We start from the raw sequence: 17597 nt of genomic DNA on the forward strand, positions 1-17597 counted from the left end.
CCAGGCCTGCATGATGCAGGCCGTTGGCAGACTTTAATGAAGCAGACAGATGAAAAAAAACGCTGACATCAAATCTACCGGAACCCCGCTGGGAATGAGGTTGCGCCACGCGCGTCTGGTGCAGGAGCTGACCCTCAAGCAGCTCGCGCAAAAGGTGGAATGCTCGGAAAGTCTGTTATCCAAACTGGAAAATGACGCTGCCTCGCCGTCGCTGGCAATGTTGCACCGCCTGGCAAAAGCGCTGGAGACCAGTATCGCCGACCTGATGGCCGATGACTGGACGGCCGATCGGCCTGTACTGAAGCCTGAACAGCGAAACCGTAAGCGGTTCCTGCAGCGCAGTAAAAAGGGGGGGATCGAACTGGAGAACCTGACCTGGCACCACAAAGGCGGGTTGCTGCAGGGTAATATTCATATTATCGAACCGGGCGTCGCCAGCGATGGCCTGATTGAGCACCACGGCGAAGAGATGGGCTATGTGCTGGAAGGCGCGCTGGAATTGCGTCTGGGAGACAATATCTGGATCCTTGAGCAGGGGGATTCGTTCTATTTTCCCAGCCAGATCCCGCATGGTTACCGCAATATCGGCCCCGTTGTCGCCAAAGTTTTGTGGGTGAATACTCCAGTTACCTTCTGATTAGCCATCATCGGTCGTTTATCGGCTAATCGCCCCTGTTTAAGCCGGAAACTTCGTCATGAAGGCATCGGCCTGGACCGGTGTTTAAGCCACGTCCCGTGCAAAGAAGCGATCGCGGACGAGCAACAACGCCGTCGCTATCGTGCCGAAGAACAATCCCGTTTTGTTGCGCCCGCCATTCACCCCAGCGACATAAATACCGCGATAGCAATCCATAGACTCTCCATCATCTGCGCAATAGAAATCAACAATCCTCTGTCAAAATACTTATCATAAGGAGGAAGAATGAACAAAATAAATTATCATATTAAGTCTATCGAATATTTTTTCAGAAAGTGTAGAGTGTTTTTCATCACCGACCTTTCCTTTCATACCGCCAGACTGAAGAAAATATCAGGGGCTTATGCAAACATACGTGAACCATTAACTCTGAATGAGAAAATCTGTCACCGACTCGTCTATGAACGTGACTTATTTCATACCATGCTTGCGGATAAACTTGCTGTCCGGGAATATGTCACGACACGGACTACCTTAGTTAAACTTACGCCTTTAATTGGTGTTTATCATCGGGTGGAAGATATCGATATCACCAAACTACCAAAAGAATTTGTTTTAAAATGTAATCATGATAGTGGTAGTACTATTATCTGCAAAGACAAAAATAACTTTAATGCTGCCAGGGCGTTAAATAAACTAAAGTTCGCGCTTAAAAAGAACATGTATTACACGACCAGAGAGTGGCAGTATAAAAATATCCCTCCCGTAATTCTCTGCGAAATGTATGTAGATTTATTTTCCGGGAAAGATAAAGATTACACGCCGGAAATGTTAAGGATCCACTGTTTTCATGGCGTGGCCTGTTTTATTGAGGCGGATTTTACCAGCGACGATGGCAGAGAGTTTATTAATGTCTATGACAGGTCCTGGAATCTGCAGCCATTCCAGATGGAGTATCCAAATACGCCAGTTACAATTCAGGAACCCGAGTCATTCCATAACGCATTAATTGCCGCTCAGGATTTGGCAAAAGACATTGACTATTGTCGTGTCGATCTCATGCTAAAAGGAAAGGACATCTATTTTAGTGAAATAACATTAAGTCCCGAAAGAGGTAAGCTTAAAATCACCCCGGCATCATGGAACGCTAAACTAGGGGCAATGTGGGATTTGCATCTGGCTAAAAACAGGCTCAATTGAGCCTGTTTTATCAGGACCGTCAATCGGGCCATGATAGCTTAAAAATTGAGTGGTTTTCTTTTGTTAAGCTATGGCTTACGTTTCCCCCGTGGGCGAGCATGATAGCTTTCACAACCGATAAGCCTAAGCCGCACCCCTCAGGATGAATGTGTTTGGCATATTCGCCACGATGAAAGGGCTGAAATAAGGTTTTCTGCAGCTCGTCAGATATTCCGGGGCCACTATCTTCAACGATAATGAAATTTTCACCATCCTCAATACCATTCTTCACCAGGATCGTTCCTGGCGTCGAATACTTTAATGCATTGTCAAAGATAACAGTCAGGCACTGAATAATACGAAACGCGTCGCAGATACAAGGCTGATGCTTAAGTTCAGTGACTATTTTGAATGGTTTCGCTTCAAAGTCCGGAGAAAATGTATCCAGCGTATTGCTAATGGTTGTCCCGAGATCGACTTCACTGAGCATCAGGGTATATCCTGCGCCTCCAGAGGAACTCACAACACGCAGATCCTCAATTAAGTTGGTCAGCCCTTCGGTTTGTTTAAGTAGATTACGGAAGAGCGCGGGTTCTGGCTTGAATACGCCATCAACTAACCCCTGGAGCCTTCCCCGCAGAATAGTCACGGGAGTGCGCAGTTCGTGAGCGATTGCCGCATTCCATAGATTCCGCTGGGTGTCCAGCGTCTGTAGCTTTTCCGCCATTTCGTTAAAATCATTGACGAGGTTATTCATCTCACCCAGTTGCGAAGTGTTTGCGGATGCTCTCGCATCAAGATTTCCCTGCGAAATTTGTTTCAGGCTATAGGCTACGGCATTTAATGGTTTTAATATTCTTGCCGACAGTGTAACGGTAAAAAAGAGTGAAACGACAAGACTGGTTATCGAAGCTATCAGGATCCATACCCAGTCAAGTAAGGTCATCTCATCTTCATTTCCCGCGCTCATCCCTGCAGGCAGGTAGTCAATCAAGAAACTATAGAATAAGTAGGATCCAAGGACAGCGATGACAATAATAATAAATGTTAACGACAGCATATGCGTCAATATCTGCCGGCTGAGAATTGTTTCTTTGTTCATTTATTGTCGCCCAAACGGTAACCCAATCCTCGGATGCTTTCAGGAACGCCTTTAAGTCCGGCATGTTCAAGCTTTTTCCGCAGTTTACTCATGTGACTGTCTACGGTGCGATCCAGCGAATCCCCCTCGGGCAGACAGGCATCGAGTAACTCTTCACGCGAACACACCTTTCGTGGATTTCGCGCCAGGTAGGTCAGAAGCTTAAATTCAGTGGTGGTCAATACCGGGGTGGATATCTGACCCCGGACAGTGATTTCAACATAAAATTCATCGGGATAAATGGTAAGGCAATATGTTCTTAATGGCCGTAAATGAGCCACTTCTGCGCTGGATTTGGTTCTACGCAGTACCGCTTCGACTCTGGCGACAACCTCTGATGGGTTAAAGGGTTTGATGACATAATCGTCGGCCCCGAGCCGCAGGCCCATCAGTTTATCTACGTCCTGATCCAGTGCGGTCACCATGATAACGGGTACATTGCTCTCCTTTCTCAACGTGGTAAGAACGTTCCAGCCATCGTACACGGGCAGGTGAATGTCCAGTAATATGAGATCAGGTTTATGCACACGAGTAAGATTGATCGCCTGTTCGCCATCCTCGGCTCTTAAGGTTTGCATTCCTGCCTTATGCAAATAGCCTGTCAGTATGGCGGCGATTTCATCATCGTCTTCGGCGACGATAATCAGATTGTTTTTGTTCATTTTTTCTTCCACAGTACCGATGACATCATGCATTGTACCTCGAATGACCTTTTGTCGAAATTTTTAAAGATTATTGACGTAACCAGACGAGGTTATTTTTAATTTAGCCAGATTGACAGCTTCATTTTAAAAAAGTTTCATACACATGATGTAAAATGAAGTGCTGGCGTCGTCCGGTTAATCTCTCCATACTGGCTACATAATCCCGGAATAAAAAATCAACATACTGCAGCGATAATGTTTAATCGAGGAATAACCTTCCCGGGCATCAGGAATAATACCAAGAGAAATCTAGTGATGAAATATGTGGGGTTGCAAATCAGGAAGGTGATGACAGGGCTTGTGGTTAATTTTCGTCGTGAGAATTTCATCGCCGCATTTTTATTTTTCTTGATTTCATGGGAGCTGTTATATTCCTGGCTTTATCTGATGCACTCAATTGATGAAACGGTAGCTTCTACTGTACTCTCATCATCATTGATCCATGTTTTGATAATCACCGCCGCATGCTCTTTTATTTTTCAAAAAAGATCGGGGGTGTTAATCGGGTTAGTCGTCATCACCGCTGGGTTTATTTTTATCTTTATAAATAGCATTGTTATATTTAACCTGATTTTTAACATCACGCCAGACATCAATGATTTTATTTTTTATTATGAATGTTTTTTATTGATCTTTTTTTGTGGGATGCCGGTGTATTCATTTATCAGGATGATTTGAGTACACATATCCTCCATAAACAATCCATCAGGGGCTCACATCATTACTTTATACTTAACGTATCCCCTGGCGCTGGCGATTTTACGCCAGACTATATTTGCGGCGGGCCTGGACGATGCTCTGCTGCTCCTTGAAAAATCGCTCAGCTCAAGGATATCGGTAAGCGGGTCGCAACAGACGATGAGAATCGTGTATCGAATGAGCCATCTTGAGTTTTCTGATCCTCTGTATGTTGACTGGAAGTATATCTGATGCCGCACTTTTTCATTGACCGTCCCATTTTTGCATGGGTGATTGCGCTGTTTATTGTCTTAGCCGGAATCTTGTCCATTCCCCGTTTACCGGTAGCTCAATATCCTGCGGTGGCCCCGCCGGGGATTATTATTTCAGTCAGCTATCCTGGCGCCAGTCTGGATGTCATGAACTCATCGGTCATTTCCCTGATTGAACGTGAGATATCTGGCGTGGACAATTTACTGTATTTTGAATCCTCCAGTGACACCACCGGTATGGCATCAATTACGGTAACCTTCAAACCGGGAACCGATGTCAAACTCGCTCAGATGGATCTGCAAAACCAAATTAAGATTGTGGAGCCTCGTCTGCCACAGGCTGTACGGCAAAATGGTATAAACGTTGAGGCGGCCAACTCCGGTTTCTTGATGATGGTGGGATTAAAATCCCAAAGTGGAGAATATCAGGAGGCCGATTTAAGCGATTATTTTGCCCGAAATGTGACGGATGAACTTCGACGCGTCCCCGGTGTAGGGAAGGTCCAGCTTTTTGGCGGAGAAAAGGCACTCCGTATATGGCTGGATCCAATGAAGTTACACGGCTATGGATTGTCTGTCACGGATGTATTAACCGCGGTCAGTCAGCAAAACGTGATTGTTTCTCCCGGTAGAACGGGGGATGAACCTGCGATTAACGGACAAAGGGTGACCTATCCGATAACCGTCACAGGGCAACTTTCTTCGGTTGAGGCCTTTCGCAATATCACGATTAAATCAGAGACCTCGGGGGCTCGTCTGACATTAGCCGATGTCGCTCGCGTTGAATCCGGGTTACAAAGCTATGCATTTGGAATTCGTGAAAATGGCGTACCCGCAACGGCCGCAGCTATTCAGCTTTCTCCTGGCGCCAATGCTATCAACACGGCATCGGGTATCCGCTCACGATTAACAGAACTATCAGGCGTTCTTCCCGAAGGAATGACCTTTACCGTTCCTTTCGATACGGCTCCATTTGTTAAACTTTCTATCCTGAAAGTGGTTGAGACGTTTGTTGAAGCCATGGTTCTGGTTTTTCTCGTTATGCTGCTTTTTCTGCACAAGATTCGCTGTACGCTGATTCCTGCGATAGTGGCGCCGGTAGCGCTGTTAGGCACCTTTACGATTATGTTATTTAGCGGCTATTCGATTAATATTCTGACCATGTTTGGCATGGTGCTGGCCATTGGGATTATCGTCGATGACGCCATCATTGTTGTCGAGAATGTCGAGCGCTTGATCGAAGAAAAAAACTTAACCCCGCGCGATGCAACGCGAGAAGCGATGCGTGAAATTACGCCAGCAATTATTGGTATTACGCTGGTGCTTACCGCGGTATTTATTCCAATGGCTTTTGCTAGCGGGTCCGTCGGTATTATTTACCGGCAGTTCTGTATTTCGATGGCGGTATCTATTTTACTCTCAGCATTCCTGGCGCTGACGTTAACCCCGGCGCTTTGTGCAACCCTGCTCAAGCCCCATAGCCAACATCAGAGTAAAGGCAGAACCTTTTCCGTATGGTTTAATACCCATTTTCATTCTCTGACGTCGTTTTACGCCTCCGGCCTGGGATTTGTTATTAAGCATGCTGGCCGTACGATGATGATCTACGCCGCTTTATGCCTCGCGCTGTATGCTGGTCTGTCTTCCTTACCTTCGTCATTTTTGCCTGATGAGGATCAGGGCTATTTTATGTCGTCAATCCAGCTCCCTTCAGATGCCACCATGCAGCGAACGCTTAAGGTTGTCGAAAAGTTTGAAGACGAAATCGCCCTTCGGCAGGCGGTGGAAAGTAATATTATGATCCTGGGATTTGGTTTTTCTGGCTCTGGTCAGAACTCAGCAATGGCTTTCACCACGCTGAAGGACTGGAAACAACGCGGCGGGACGACTGCGCAAGACGAAGCTGACCATATTCAGTCCACAATGACGGGTGTGCCGGATGCCGTCACGATGAGCCTGTTGCCGCCCGCGATTTCTGATATGGGAACCTCATCTGGCTTCACCTATTATTTGCAGGACAGAGGCAGTAAAGGTTATCAGGCGCTAAAAAAAGCGGCGGATGATCTGGTTGCGCATGCCAATCAGAATCATCAATTGGCCGATGTCTATATTGATGGGTTAGGTGAGGGGGCGCGTCTGACTCTCAATGTCGACAGGGAAAAAGCGGAAGCGATGGGCGTGTCGTTTGATGAGATTAATCAAACCCTTTCCGTCGCCACGGGTTCCAATTATGTCAATGACTATACGAATAATGGTCGGGTTCAGCAGGTGATTGTCCAGGCCGATGCGCCACACCGGATGCAGCCGGAACAATTGCTGACCTTGTCAGTCAGAAATCGCCTGGGGCAGATGCTTCCGTTATCCACTTTTGCGACGCTTTCGTGGAATGTCGCTCCGCAGCAGTTGAATCGCTATCAGGGATATCCTGCCATTCGCATAACCGGAAGCGCCGCCCAGGGGGAGTCTACCGGCACCGCAATGGCGGCAATGGAAAAACTGGCGCGCGACTTACCGTCAGGATTTGCAGGAGAGTGGGCGGGGAGTTCGTTACAAGAAAAGGCCTCTGCGTCACAGCTTCCGGGGTTGATTGTGCTGTCAATGTTAGTGGTCTTTATGGTGCTTGCCGCACTGTATGAAAGCTGGTCCGTGCCCTTTGCGGTAATGTTTGTTGTCCCCCTAGGCCTGCTTGGCGCAGTGCTGGCCGTAACCGTGGCAAATATGACTAACGACGTATTTTTCAAAGTGGGCCTGATAACCCTGATTGGGCTTTCCGCCAAGAATGCGATTCTGATTATTGAATTTGCACGGCAATTAATCGCTGAAGGCAAAACTCTGCTTGAGGCAACGTTAACCGCGTCGAAGCAGCGTTTACGCCCAATACTGATGACATCGCTGGCGTTTACATTAGGTGTTGTTCCACTGATGCTTGCCAGCGGGGCAAGTGACAGCACTCAGCATGCTATCGGTACCGGCGTTTTCGGCGGCATGATTAGCGCAACGCTGCTTGCCGTTTTCTTTGTGCCGGTATTTTTCGTGGTGATTACCCGCTTTACTGGCATGCGAAAACGTCGCCACAAGAACAACCGGAACGACTAATCGCAGTCATATTTTCCAGCCAGTAAACATCCTGCGTAGCGCGCGACTGGCTGGTATTTTATCAACTGGAAAACTATTTGAGGTCCTCATGAGCATAATGACCACCCCAAGGTTGATTATTCGCCCTTTCAAGGCAAAAGATGCAGCCGCGCTTTTCGATTACCTTGCTTCACCACGTGCCCCTTGTTTTCAGGATGAAAAATTGCATTCAATCGCAGAGGCGCAGGTTGAAGTGGCCAGACGGGCCAATGATCCAGGGCTGTTTGCCGTTTGTATAAAAGAGACTGATGCCTTAATCGGGCATCTGTTTGCGGAAAATAGCGGCGAGCCGGACCGCGACACCTGGTCGGTGGGCTGGCATTTTAATCAGCGTTATGAAAAGCAGGGTTATGCGACAGAATCGGTTACTGCTCTTTTCGATTATTTATTTAATGAGAAAGGGGCAAGGCGTTTGTATGCCTGGGTCGAGGATTATAATCAGGCTTCGCAAAAACTATGCGAACGCTTGCATATGCGACGCGAAGGCTGCTTTAAAGAGTTTGTCTCCTTCGTTACTGAGAATGGTCACAAGCGATATGATGACACCTACATTTATGCGCTGCTGCGTACAGAATGGCTTAAATAGAGAGTCCGTCTAAGCGTGTCATGTCCGTCCCTGGTTGTAAGTTCATAGCGGCCGTCAAAGCCGCTAATAATAGTGGTTGAAAAGCGGTCAGGGATGACGGGAATATATGCCAATATTGCTAAGGTATAAATGGAGTGGGGGCAAGAAGTGGGATCGTCTGAAACCGTAATGAAAATCGTGATGCTGACCATTGTGGTCAGCCTGGCCGCGGGCTGCGCGCCGTTACATCCTTCCGGCTGCCATAAAACCACGGCATTGGGGAGTTGCGGTTCAGGGCGTTGGGAGGATCAGGATGCATGGGGGGCGCAAGCGCGGGCAATCAGGGCGGCGATCAATGCCAAACTTGATGAGCCGCAACGCTGGCAGGGGAAAAAATGCAGGCTGCATATTGAATTTGCTCAGGACGGAACGGCTTTCAACATATCAACCAGCAACGGCAATAAAACCTATTGCGAAGCGATAAAATCGGCAGCCCAAAAAGCCAAATTTCCAGCCTTCAACAATGCGGAAGTCTATCGAGATTTTCAAAAATCCGGCTTCGATATGCGCGGTTAGCCCGATAATAATCCATTCCAGGTCGGCTCCTCGCTCAGAGTGGACCTCTTGACGCTTTAGGCGGTCCGCTTCGTGCCAGGAGTGGACATTGATACCATTGATCTATGTTAGCTTATGAGGATCAAATCAGGATGTCCTCATGGGTGATATGAGGACATTGCTGATGTCGTGATGTGCTCATTAGTGGGAAACAATCACTATCGCTTTGCCTCGCAAGCAATCTTCAGGGCTAACCCTGCCAGTACAGTACCCATAAACCAACGTTGCGCTTTTATCCATGAAGGACGACTTGAAAGAAACCCTGCTATTGAACCTGCAACAAGGACAATCATGGAATTTACCATCAGGCTTATAAAGATTTGGACACATCCAAGGGCCAGTGACTGACTTAGAACGCTGCCATGGTCTGGTTGAATAAATTGTGGAAGCAAAGATAAATACATGATGGCAATTTTAGGGTTAGCGAGATTAGTAATGAAGCCCATCATAAATAGTTTATTAGAGCCATCAACCGACATCTCTTTAACGGAAAAAGGGGCATTTCCACCGGGTTTTACAGCTTGCCAGGCGAGATAGAGAAGGTAAGCAGCTCCACCAAAACGAAGTAAATCATAGGCATAAGGAATGGCAAACACAAATGCTGTTATGCCGAATGCGGCACAAAGCATGTAGAAGACAAAGCCAAGCGCAATGCCGCCCAGGGAAATAAGCCCAGCGCGTTTTCCCTGGCAAATGGAGCGAGAAATTAAATAGATCATGTTTGGGCCGGGAGTTAATACCATTCCTAACGCAACCAGACCAAAAGTAAGAATATGTACGTAATCAGGCATAACTTATCTCCAGGGAAGGTTATGCCCAGACGCGCGGCTAGCAATGACCCATGCTCCCCGATAGTGATCTATCTTTAAGCGTCAGTAACATGAGCGCATTTATTATTACACAATATCAACAACACAGGGCTTCGCAAATCATAAACATTAATTGCTGCGGCAGTGAGCAGTTTACTCTATTCTCAGGGCCTTATGGTTATGGCCGCCGAAATGGGCCTAAATGCCTGTATATGTCGAATTAACCGCTTACTTAAGTCCCAGCTCCTCAGTACTCAGGACACTTCAAGGTGAGTATGGATTCCAAACTTCCACTGCGCGCTTGCAGCTGACGTCCGGCTCTGTTAACTGACCGCACCGTGCCAGAAGCGGACTGATTGCACTTCAGCCGCCCGGCGGGCGGCTCGCAGTCTTATCTTATTTCTCAGAATAAAAGCTCCAGTCCGCTGCTGTCGCGAGCGTCACAAATGGGCCAGCCAGGGTGACGTTATGATGGTTGATGATTTCATTAGCTGACAGGTAGCTGTTATCCATTGTCGTATGCGCATCTGAAATCAGCACAGTCCTGAATCCCAGCCCGGGCGCTGCACGGCAGGTAGTGTCCACACAGAATTCTGTTTTCATCCCGGCGATGACAAGTTGTTTTATTCCCCGCCTGCTTAGCTGAAGCAGCAGGCTCGTATCCCGGAAACAGCTGGGATACTTTTTGACAAAAACGACGTCGTGCTCAGCGTTCACACCCATTTCGGGTATCAGTTGTGTTAAGGGACTTTGCTCAGAAAAGGAGGAATCGTCAGGTCCGGTGTGACGGGCAAAAAAGACTGGCACCTGCGCCTGCCTGGCTTTTTCTATAAGCAGGCAGATGTTTGACAAAATCGTGTCTGCGAGATGCGGTGAAGCGGGGCCACGGAAAAGCCCCTGCTGCATATCAATAACTAAAAGTGCATTTTCGGATGAACTCATGATGTATCTCCATTCAGTAAATCATGAACGGAGAGACATTCTTCCCCGTCCGGTTTGGCGGGGAGTCAGAATCTGTTTTGTCAGGAGCCAGTCACAGATGCGCACACGCCGCCGAAGGTTTCGGTGGTGGTAACGGTGGTCGCTGACTGAACTGGCTTAATCATTTTCCGGCGTTCTCTTTTGAGTTGAGAATCAGTAAACCTAAAAATCTTAAAAAAGGCTCTTCATCTTTTAGCACTGGGAGTTAAAGATTTCAACGGATATGTTTCCTGATTGATAACGTACCCTATTGGTATTTTCCGACAATAATTTAGCTTCCGCTTCTCGCTCAAAGCTGACCCCCACCGGAACCAACGTCGCCTGGATTCTTTTCCGAGATCAAAATGCTTTAGTCGTTCAAGTTGGTGTAAAACGGCATCTTCACTCACAGACCGGCTCAGGGATTAATCATCGCCACTGAATGCCGGTTGTTTGGAATATTACCGGGTTTAATGCGCCCTTCAGGATTGTCATGCAGCATGTAGACAATCCTGAAGGGCGGACCTGCTTGCTATTGGCACGGATAGTCTGGATATCAGCTCATGCATGCTACGGCCAGGCGGGTATCCCGTGTTAAACACCTTTTTGCCTGCTTTTGAAGTAATCTGCCCATTGTAACAACAGGCTAAATGACGCGGGTAATACCGTTAAGGTAACCAGCGTCGCAACCAGCAGTCCGCCGATAATCGCATAAGCCATTGGCCCCCAGAATACCTGATGCGAGATAGGGATCATGCCCAGAACGGCGGCGCAGGCTGTCAGACAGATGGGTCTGGCGCGGTGCTTTGCGGCGGCAATAATCGCCTCATCGTTAACCATGCCCTGCGCAAGATTGCTGTCCACCTCACTAATCAGGATCACCGCGTTACGAATAATCATCCCGGCCAGGGCGATTACGCCCAGCAGCGCGACAAACCCCATCGGCGTTCCGCCGGGTAACATCGCCAGTACGATCCCCGGTAAACCAAACGGGGCCATCAGGAGGGCAAGCAACATCCGGGAATATCGCCGCAGCTGAAGCATCAGCAGTAGCAACATGATGACAAGCGTCACGGGAAGAACGGTAAACACCGAGCTATTTCCCTTAGCGGATTCGGCAACCGCGCCGCCTTCTTCAATGCTGTAACCCGCAGGCAGCTCCGCACGGAGTTTATCTACCGCCGGACGCAGAGCCGCGGATACCGCTTCGGCCCGGCTCCCTGGGGCAAGATCCGTTTGCACCGTGATAAAAGGCAACCGCTGCCGACGCCAGATCACCGGATCATCCACGCCCCAGACCGGCGTCGCGACGGCGCTGAGCGGGATTTTTTTACCGTCATTCCCCTGAATCGTCAGTGAGGAGAGGGTGGCGGTGCTAAGACGCTCATTGTCCCTGGCCCGGAGCACCACATCGACAAGGCGGTCATTATCCCTGAGCGATGTGACAATGCTGCCGGACCAGACCGTATTCAGCGTCCGGGCGAGACTTTCTGATGATATTCCCGCCGCTCTGGCAGCAGTCTGATTCACTTTAAGGGTAATTATTCTCTCTGGTTCTCCCGCCGTCTGGTTAACTTCGCGTGATAATGGCGAGCGGCCAATCACCTCCGTCAGCCGGTTCGCTAGCGCCCGGACCTGCAGATAATCAGGCCCGCTTACCCGATATTTGAGCGGCCAGCCGACGGGTGGCCCAAGCTCAAGGGGCGAGACACGCGTGATGATGTCGCTAAATTGCGTCGCCAGTATCCGGTTCAACTGTTGATGCAGACGATCCCGTGCGTCAAGATCTTTGGCCACCACAACCAGCTGGGCGATATTTTCATTCTCCAGCAGCACATCCATCGGCAGGTAAAAACGTATAGCGCCCGAGCCGACGTACGACGAGTAATGATCGATATTGCTGTTGCCCGTCAGCATTTTTTCAAGCCTTTCTACCTCTCTTTGCGTTTCCGGCTGCGACGCGTTTGCCGGAAGTGTCAGGCTGACCAGCAGCTCTGGCCGATCGGAGGCGGGGAAAAACTCGCCCTGCATAAATGTCGTTCCATAAACTGACAGCCCCAGAGCGGAAAGCGCAAGCAGTACGGTGACCAGCCGGTGGCGCAGCGCCAGGGTTAAAAGCCCCCCGTATCCGCGAGCGATACGCCCCGGTCCTGCCGCGTGATGTCTGACTTTTTCCGGCAGCAGCCATGTCCCCGTCAACGGAGAAAACAGGATCGCGACAACCCAGGAACAAAGCAGGGCAATGAGCACCACCGCAAAGAGGGAAAAACAGTATTCGCCGGCGCTGGAGGCGGCAAAACCCACGGGAATAAAACCGGCAATCATCACCAGGGTGCCGGTGAGCATCGGGAATGCCGTCGTTTTGAAAGCGCAGGTGGCCGCGTGTCGACGGGAATCTCCGGCTTCCAGTCGGGAGACCATCGTTTCTACGGTTATCATGGCGTCATCCACCAGCAGACCCAGAGCAATGATCAACGCGCCGAGCGAGATACGCTGGAGACCGATGCCAGCCAGCATCATGCCGGCGAAGGTCATGGCCAGCACCAGTGGGATTGCCGCCGCCACCACCAGCCCTGCCCGTAAACCGAGAGAGACAAATGAAACCGCCAGAACGATAACAACGGCTTCGATAAGCACCCGGATAAAACCACTTACCGCGTCACTGACCACCGCTGACTGATCGGCGATTTTAACCATCTCTATTCCGTGCGGCAGACCGGCGCTGATGGTCGCCATTCGGGCATTCAGCGCGGCGCCGAAACGCAACATATTGCCTGTCGGCGCCATTGAAACCGCCAGCCCGATAGCCGGTTTTCCGTTAACCCGCCAGGCTGGGGCTGGCGGCTCGGCGGTTTCCCGCGTGAGGGTGGCGATGTCAGTCAACGGGATATAGCGATTGTTAATATGTAGCGTGACGGCCCGTAAACTCTCTTCGCAAGTGAGCGCTCCGCTGACCTTTAGCGCGATATTTTCCTGCCCGGTGCGCATAATCCCTGCCGGGACTACCGCGTTTTGCGCCCTGAGGGCATCGGCGACCTCCTGAATATCCAGCCCCATCCCCGCCAGACGAGCCGGAGAAAAGGCGAGGACCAGCTGTTCCTGCTGTTCACCCAGCAGGGTGGTTTTGCCGATATCCGGTAAGGACATGAGCTCACGACGTATTGTCTCTACGCGATCCCGCGTTTCCCGCAAGGTGTAACCCTCGGGAACAAAGCCGTAAATCGTACCGTAGGTGTCGTCAAACTCGTCGTTCACGGCGGGGCCCTGAACCCCTTCTGGTAAAGACGGGGCGATATCCTGCATTTTTTTGCGGACCTGATACCAGATATCCGCGACTTTTTGCGGCGGCGTATCATCGCGGAGATTGACATGGATAACGCTGCGACCGGCCCGGGTTTCACTTTCGATATAATCCAGCCAGGGGGTTTCCTGTAGCTTTTTTTCAAGCGTGTCGGTCAGCAGACGGGTCGTATCCCCCACGGATGCTCCCGGCCACTGCGCGGATACGACGGCCGTTTTAATGGTGAAAGCGGGGTCCTCATTACGCGGCAGTCGCTCATAGCAAAATACGCCTAGCGCCATCACCAGCAGCATCAAGAAACTGACCAACTGCTGATTTTCAAGCGCCCAGGCGGACAGGTTAAATTTCTCTCCCGCTGCTGTTTTCATGGCTGGACCTCCCCGGCAATGACCGGTTCGCCCGAACGTAATTTGCTTACGCCAGCCGTAATGACCCGATCGCCAGGCTCAAGACCGGAAGCGATAAAGACGGAGGAGGCCGTGTAATATGCCGGCACCACCGCGCGCAGCTGCGCCTGTGAGTCAGCGTTGATCACAAAAACAGCCGGTTTATCGCCGGCCCGACTCAGTGCCGATGCGGGAAGGGCGTACCCGTGGGGGGCGGTGGATGGCAACGTCACGGTGACGCTGGCACCCAGCGCCATGGCCTCCGGCGGGTTTATCAGAGTGGCTCTGACGCGCCAGGTGCGGGTCTGAGGATCGGCCTGAGGCGTGATATCCCGTAGCACGGCGGAAGCGTTGACCGCCTGGTTGCTGAGGAGGGAAACCCGCAAATTCGCATTATTCCCGGCTGGGATCTCATCGGGCGTGGCAATATCAAACACCACGTCGCGGGCTTCGCCGGTCGCCAGCGTGAGCACCGACTGGCCCGCGCTGACAACCTGCCCGGCAGAGGCGCTGACGCCGGTGATCACGCCCGCTTGCGGAGAGATCAAGCGTGTCCAGCTCAGACTTTCGCGCGCATTACGCAACGCGGCCTCGCTGCTTTTTAAGCGCGCGCTGGCGACAAGCCAGTCAGCGCGGGCGCTGTCGAGCTGGGTGCGGGCTATCGCGCCTGTTAGTATCAGCTTTTGCATGCGATTGACGTTAAGCGCAGCAACCTGGGCAGAGGCTTTGGCCCCTTCATAGTCAGCCGTTGCGCTGTCGAACTGATTTTTTCCGGTGGTATTTTCAAGCGTGGCCAGCTGTTGTCCGGCGTTGACCCGATCGCCAATATCGACGTCACGCGTCAGGATCCGGCCCTCGGTACGAAAGCTGAGGGTCGTTTCATCGTGGGCATGGATCTCGCCGGTTCTCTCCTCGGTGGGAAGGGAGCGGGCGGCGCCCACGATAACGTAGCGTACCTTTCGCGCCGGGTCTGGCTTATTTTCGTGTTTATCGCCGCAGCCGGTCAGTGGGAAAATAGCCAGCGCAAGCAGGGCCAGAGGGAGAAAATGCAGCCAGGGAAGGGTGCGCGCCACGCCGTACATATGATGCAGACAGTGGCGGAGGGAGAGAAAAAATTCGTCTGACATAACGCCGCTCCATAAAGGTGATGGCGTTATTAAATGCGCGGTAAGTCGAGAAAGATTCGACGTTGTGTCAAGGGATTATCAAGAGTGACTGTTTTCCTCATCAGCAGGGCGCCAGGGCAACAGAATACGTACCACCAGGCCTCCGGTGTCGGCTAATGAGGCGCTAATGCTTCCCCCGTGCGCCTGACAAATAGCCTGAGCGATTGACAAACCGAGACCGCTGCCGCCGGAATGCCGCGCGCGGGACTGCTCCTCCCGGCTAAAGCGCTTAAACATTTCCGGCAGAAACTGTGGCGATACGCCCGGTCCGTTATCCTTAAATTCGAGGGTGTAACGCCCTTTAGCGTAGTGGATAGTCACCGCAAGATGGCCGCCATCGTGTCCGTAGCGTAGCGCATTTTCCATAAGGATTGTAAACACTTGCCCCATACGGAAGGCATCGCCACTGAAGGGGCAAGCGCGCGGGTTGCGAAGGGTGATGCTAAAATTATGCGCATCGGCCTGGGGCGTCATCCAGGCCGCGCGCTCCTCAATCAACTCGTCGAGACAAAACGGCTGGTCTTCCAGCACAAGGTTACCCGCATCGGCCAAAGAAAGAAGATGGAGTTCATCGGTCAGGCGATTGAGGTGCTGGAGTTGTTTCATCACCATCCCCAGTTGCTCCGGGCTGGCATCAAACACCCCGTCGAGCATTCCCTGCAGACGGCCAATGGCTGCCGTCAGGGGAGAGCGCAGTTCATGCGCCATCGCGACGTGCGAGGCGCGCAGCTCTTTTTCATAGCGGGCCAGTTGCCTCGTCATGGTATTAAAGTCAGTGGCAAAACTGACCATTTCAGCCGGCGCATCCTTGATGAGCTCTGCCTGACGGCCAAATTGTCCGTTGGCGACATCCTTTGCCGCATCACGAAGACGGCTGAACTGCAGTGCCAGCGGCCGCGCGTGTTTTAGCCCCATCACGACAATAAAAGGGATCATGACCAGCACCAGCAGGGCCACGGTGACCCAGTCTGCTGAGGCGATGGACGGCGTTGAATAACTCAGGCCCCACCAGGTATCGACAATGTTGTGAAAGCGGGCCGGGTTGGCCTGTGGATTCTGGCTGAGGGTCAGAAATTCTTGCCGCACCGCCGCCGGCATCCTGCCCATTATCCAGTAGTTCTGGACGGCATAACGTAGCCACATACAGGTTGCAATGACAATCACGCTGCCGATGGCCAGTGCCAGAATACGCGCGCAAATCCAGCGCCACAGAGAAGAATGATGGTTTTTTATCATGGTTGTCTGAACCTGTAGCCCACGCCGCGAACGTTGACCAGTACGCCGGAGATACCCACCGCTTCGAGTTTTTTGCGCAGGTTATAAATATGGGTATCCACGACTCGTTCAAGGGCTTCGCTTTCCGGCAAACAGTGTTCCAGTAAATACTGGCGGGAAAACGGGTGTGCAGGCGAACGCAGCAGGGTTGCCAGAAGAGAGAATTCCGTCGGGGTAAGATCCAGTATCACCGGCGTGTCGTCGCCGTTAACCACGCTTGCCAAAATGGCGGCGACATCCACCTCCAGGGTATGCCAGCGAAGTATCTCTTCCTCTGTCTCTTTTTTATTGCTGCGTCGCAGCACCGCCTGCACCCGCGCCACCACTTCTCCCGGATGATAAGGTTTAACAACATAATCATCGGCACCGTACCTGAGGGCGCCAATGCGATCGGGGGTATCGCCCATGGCGGTCACCATGATCACCGGCACATCGCTTTTGCGGCGCAGGCTCGCCAGCACTTCCGTGCCGTTAAGACCGGGGAGCATCACATCCAGCAGGATAAGGTCAGGTTTCCACCGTTGCGCCATATCCAGCCCGGCCAGGCCGTCTCCGGTAATGGTGACGTCGTAATTCTCGCGACGTAGATAGGCTTCGAGCACGCCTGCTGCATCGGCGTCATCTTCAATAATCAACACTCTTCTGGACAACATCCGTTCACCTTGACCGTTTCTTAACACTATCCGGACTATTCATTGATTTAACCCAATCATACTGCACCCACATTGGGTGGCGATTCCTGTATCAGGAGAAGCCAGAGTCTGTGTGGAGAAA

Annotated in this window: 15 protein-coding genes and 1 riboswitch; of the genes, 6 read left to right on the forward strand and 9 right to left on the reverse strand. The window is 51.2% G+C overall.

From position 1 onward, the window contains the following. The first annotated feature begins 49 nt into the window (after nt 1-49). Nucleotides 50-637, forward strand: coding sequence for a cupin domain-containing protein (locus FNY10_RS06435; protein ID WP_131050108.1), 588 nt, complete (start codon nt 50-52; stop codon nt 635-637). A gap of 84 nt (nt 638-721) precedes the next feature. Here FNY10_RS06435 and FNY10_RS27150 read toward each other — a convergent pair whose 3' ends face one another. Further along, nucleotides 722-853, reverse strand: a complete 132-nt coding sequence (locus FNY10_RS27150) for a hypothetical protein (protein ID WP_255493163.1) — start codon at nt 851-853, stop codon at nt 722-724. A gap of 69 nt (nt 854-922) precedes the next feature. Here FNY10_RS27150 and FNY10_RS06440 point away from each other — a divergent pair, with 69 nt between their 5' ends. Further along, entirely contained in the window at nt 923-1837 is a 915-nt protein-coding gene (locus tag FNY10_RS06440) for an ATP-grasp fold amidoligase family protein (protein WP_160703582.1), read from the forward strand. Between the two features lie 19 nt (nt 1838-1856). Here the strand turns inward: FNY10_RS06440 and FNY10_RS06445 are convergent, their stop codons facing one another. Next, complete coding sequence (locus FNY10_RS06445; RefSeq protein WP_160703580.1) at nt 1857-2918, reverse strand: ATP-binding protein; 1062 nt, start codon at nt 2916-2918, stop codon at nt 1857-1859. Then, nucleotides 2915-3619 (reverse strand): response regulator, encoded by a 705-nt coding sequence (locus tag FNY10_RS06450; RefSeq protein WP_160704035.1) that lies wholly within the window; start codon nt 3617-3619, stop codon nt 2915-2917. Before FNY10_RS06450 ends, FNY10_RS06445 begins: the two co-directional genes overlap by 4 nt. 330 nt (nt 3620-3949) lie before the next feature. Between FNY10_RS06450 and FNY10_RS06455 the strand changes: the two genes are divergently transcribed. The 4 genes from FNY10_RS06455 to FNY10_RS06470 all read left to right on the forward strand — a co-directional run bounded on the left by FNY10_RS06455 (nt 3950) and on the right by FNY10_RS06470 (nt 8887). Next, nucleotides 3950-4339, forward strand: coding sequence for a transporter (locus FNY10_RS06455; RefSeq protein WP_160703578.1), 390 nt, complete (start codon nt 3950-3952; stop codon nt 4337-4339). 251 nt (nt 4340-4590) lie between these two features. Beyond that, nucleotides 4591-7707 (forward strand): multidrug efflux RND transporter permease subunit, encoded by a 3117-nt coding sequence (locus FNY10_RS06460; protein ID WP_160703576.1) that lies wholly within the window; start codon nt 4591-4593, stop codon nt 7705-7707. Between the two features lie 88 nt (nt 7708-7795). Beyond that, entirely contained in the window at nt 7796-8332 is a 537-nt protein-coding gene (locus tag FNY10_RS06465; RefSeq protein WP_160703574.1) for a GNAT family N-acetyltransferase, read from the forward strand. Nucleotides 8333-8461: 129 nt separating this feature from the next. Next, entirely contained in the window at nt 8462-8887 is a 426-nt protein-coding gene (locus FNY10_RS06470; protein ID WP_160703572.1) for a cell envelope integrity TolA C-terminal domain-containing protein, read from the forward strand. A 197-nt stretch (nt 8888-9084) separates the two neighbouring features. Here the strand turns inward: FNY10_RS06470 and FNY10_RS06475 are convergent, their stop codons facing one another. The 6 genes from FNY10_RS06475 to FNY10_RS06500 all read right to left on the reverse strand — a co-directional run bounded on the left by FNY10_RS06475 (nt 9085) and on the right by FNY10_RS06500 (nt 17476). Continuing rightward, the gene (locus FNY10_RS06475; RefSeq protein ID WP_160703570.1) at nt 9085-9717 is read right to left on the reverse strand and encodes a LysE family translocator; all 633 of its coding nucleotides are present in this window, start codon (nt 9715-9717) and stop codon (nt 9085-9087) included. 16 nt (nt 9718-9733) lie between these two features. Then, nucleotides 9734-9816, reverse strand: a riboswitch (ZMP/ZTP riboswitch). A 315-nt stretch (nt 9817-10131) separates the two neighbouring features. Continuing rightward, a complete protein-coding gene (locus FNY10_RS06480) occupies nt 10132-10677 on the reverse strand; it encodes a cysteine hydrolase family protein (protein WP_160703568.1) in 546 nt (181 codons plus the stop codon). Nucleotides 10678-11289: 612 nt separating this feature from the next. After that, nucleotides 11290-14364 (reverse strand): efflux RND transporter permease subunit, encoded by a 3075-nt coding sequence (locus tag FNY10_RS06485; protein ID WP_160703566.1) that lies wholly within the window; start codon nt 14362-14364, stop codon nt 11290-11292. Continuing rightward, the gene (locus FNY10_RS06490; protein WP_131050117.1) at nt 14361-15509 is read right to left on the reverse strand and encodes an efflux RND transporter periplasmic adaptor subunit; all 1149 of its coding nucleotides are present in this window, start codon (nt 15507-15509) and stop codon (nt 14361-14363) included. Before FNY10_RS06490 ends, FNY10_RS06485 begins: the two co-directional genes overlap by 4 nt. A 78-nt stretch (nt 15510-15587) precedes the next feature. Beyond that, a complete protein-coding gene (locus tag FNY10_RS06495) occupies nt 15588-16784 on the reverse strand; it encodes an ATP-binding protein (protein WP_160703565.1) in 1197 nt (398 codons plus the stop codon). Beyond that, a complete protein-coding gene (locus FNY10_RS06500) occupies nt 16781-17476 on the reverse strand; it encodes a response regulator (RefSeq protein ID WP_160703563.1) in 696 nt (231 codons plus the stop codon). Before FNY10_RS06500 ends, FNY10_RS06495 begins: the two co-directional genes overlap by 4 nt. Nucleotides 17477-17597: the final 121 nt, after the last annotated feature.

This window comes from Klebsiella sp. Lac1 (genome assembly GCF_009825425.1).
In the GTDB taxonomy this organism is placed as follows: Bacteria; Pseudomonadota; Gammaproteobacteria; order Enterobacterales; family Enterobacteriaceae; genus Klebsiella; species Klebsiella electrica.

Bases quoted from the DNA above. Each gene is read 5' to 3' on its own strand.
- FNY10_RS06435 (WP_131050108.1), top strand. From the start codon at position 50: ATGAAAAAAAACGCTGACATCAAATCTACCGGAACCCCGCTGGGAATG.
- FNY10_RS27150 (WP_255493163.1), bottom strand. From the start codon at position 853: ATGGATTGCTATCGCGGTATTTATGTCGCTGGGGTGAATGGCGGGCGC.
- FNY10_RS06440 (WP_160703582.1), top strand. From the start codon at position 923: ATGAACAAAATAAATTATCATATTAAGTCTATCGAATATTTTTTCAGA.
- FNY10_RS06445 (WP_160703580.1), bottom strand. From the start codon at position 2,918: ATGAACAAAGAAACAATTCTCAGCCGGCAGATATTGACGCATATGCTG.
- FNY10_RS06450 (WP_160704035.1), bottom strand. From the start codon at position 3,619: ATGAACAAAAACAATCTGATTATCGTCGCCGAAGACGATGATGAAATC.
- FNY10_RS06455 (WP_160703578.1), top strand. From the start codon at position 3,950: ATGACAGGGCTTGTGGTTAATTTTCGTCGTGAGAATTTCATCGCCGCA.
- FNY10_RS06460 (WP_160703576.1), top strand. From the start codon at position 4,591: ATGCCGCACTTTTTCATTGACCGTCCCATTTTTGCATGGGTGATTGCG.
- FNY10_RS06465 (WP_160703574.1), top strand. From the start codon at position 7,796: ATGAGCATAATGACCACCCCAAGGTTGATTATTCGCCCTTTCAAGGCA.
- FNY10_RS06470 (WP_160703572.1), top strand. From the start codon at position 8,462: ATGGAGTGGGGGCAAGAAGTGGGATCGTCTGAAACCGTAATGAAAATC.
- FNY10_RS06475 (WP_160703570.1), bottom strand. From the start codon at position 9,717: ATGCCTGATTACGTACATATTCTTACTTTTGGTCTGGTTGCGTTAGGA.
- FNY10_RS06480 (WP_160703568.1), bottom strand. From the start codon at position 10,677: ATGAGTTCATCCGAAAATGCACTTTTAGTTATTGATATGCAGCAGGGG.
- FNY10_RS06485 (WP_160703566.1), bottom strand. From the start codon at position 14,364: ATGAAAACAGCAGCGGGAGAGAAATTTAACCTGTCCGCCTGGGCGCTT.
- FNY10_RS06490 (WP_131050117.1), bottom strand. From the start codon at position 15,509: ATGTCAGACGAATTTTTTCTCTCCCTCCGCCACTGTCTGCATCATATG.
- FNY10_RS06495 (WP_160703565.1), bottom strand. From the start codon at position 16,784: ATGATAAAAAACCATCATTCTTCTCTGTGGCGCTGGATTTGCGCGCGT.
- FNY10_RS06500 (WP_160703563.1), bottom strand. From the start codon at position 17,476: ATGTTGTCCAGAAGAGTGTTGATTATTGAAGATGACGCCGATGCAGCA.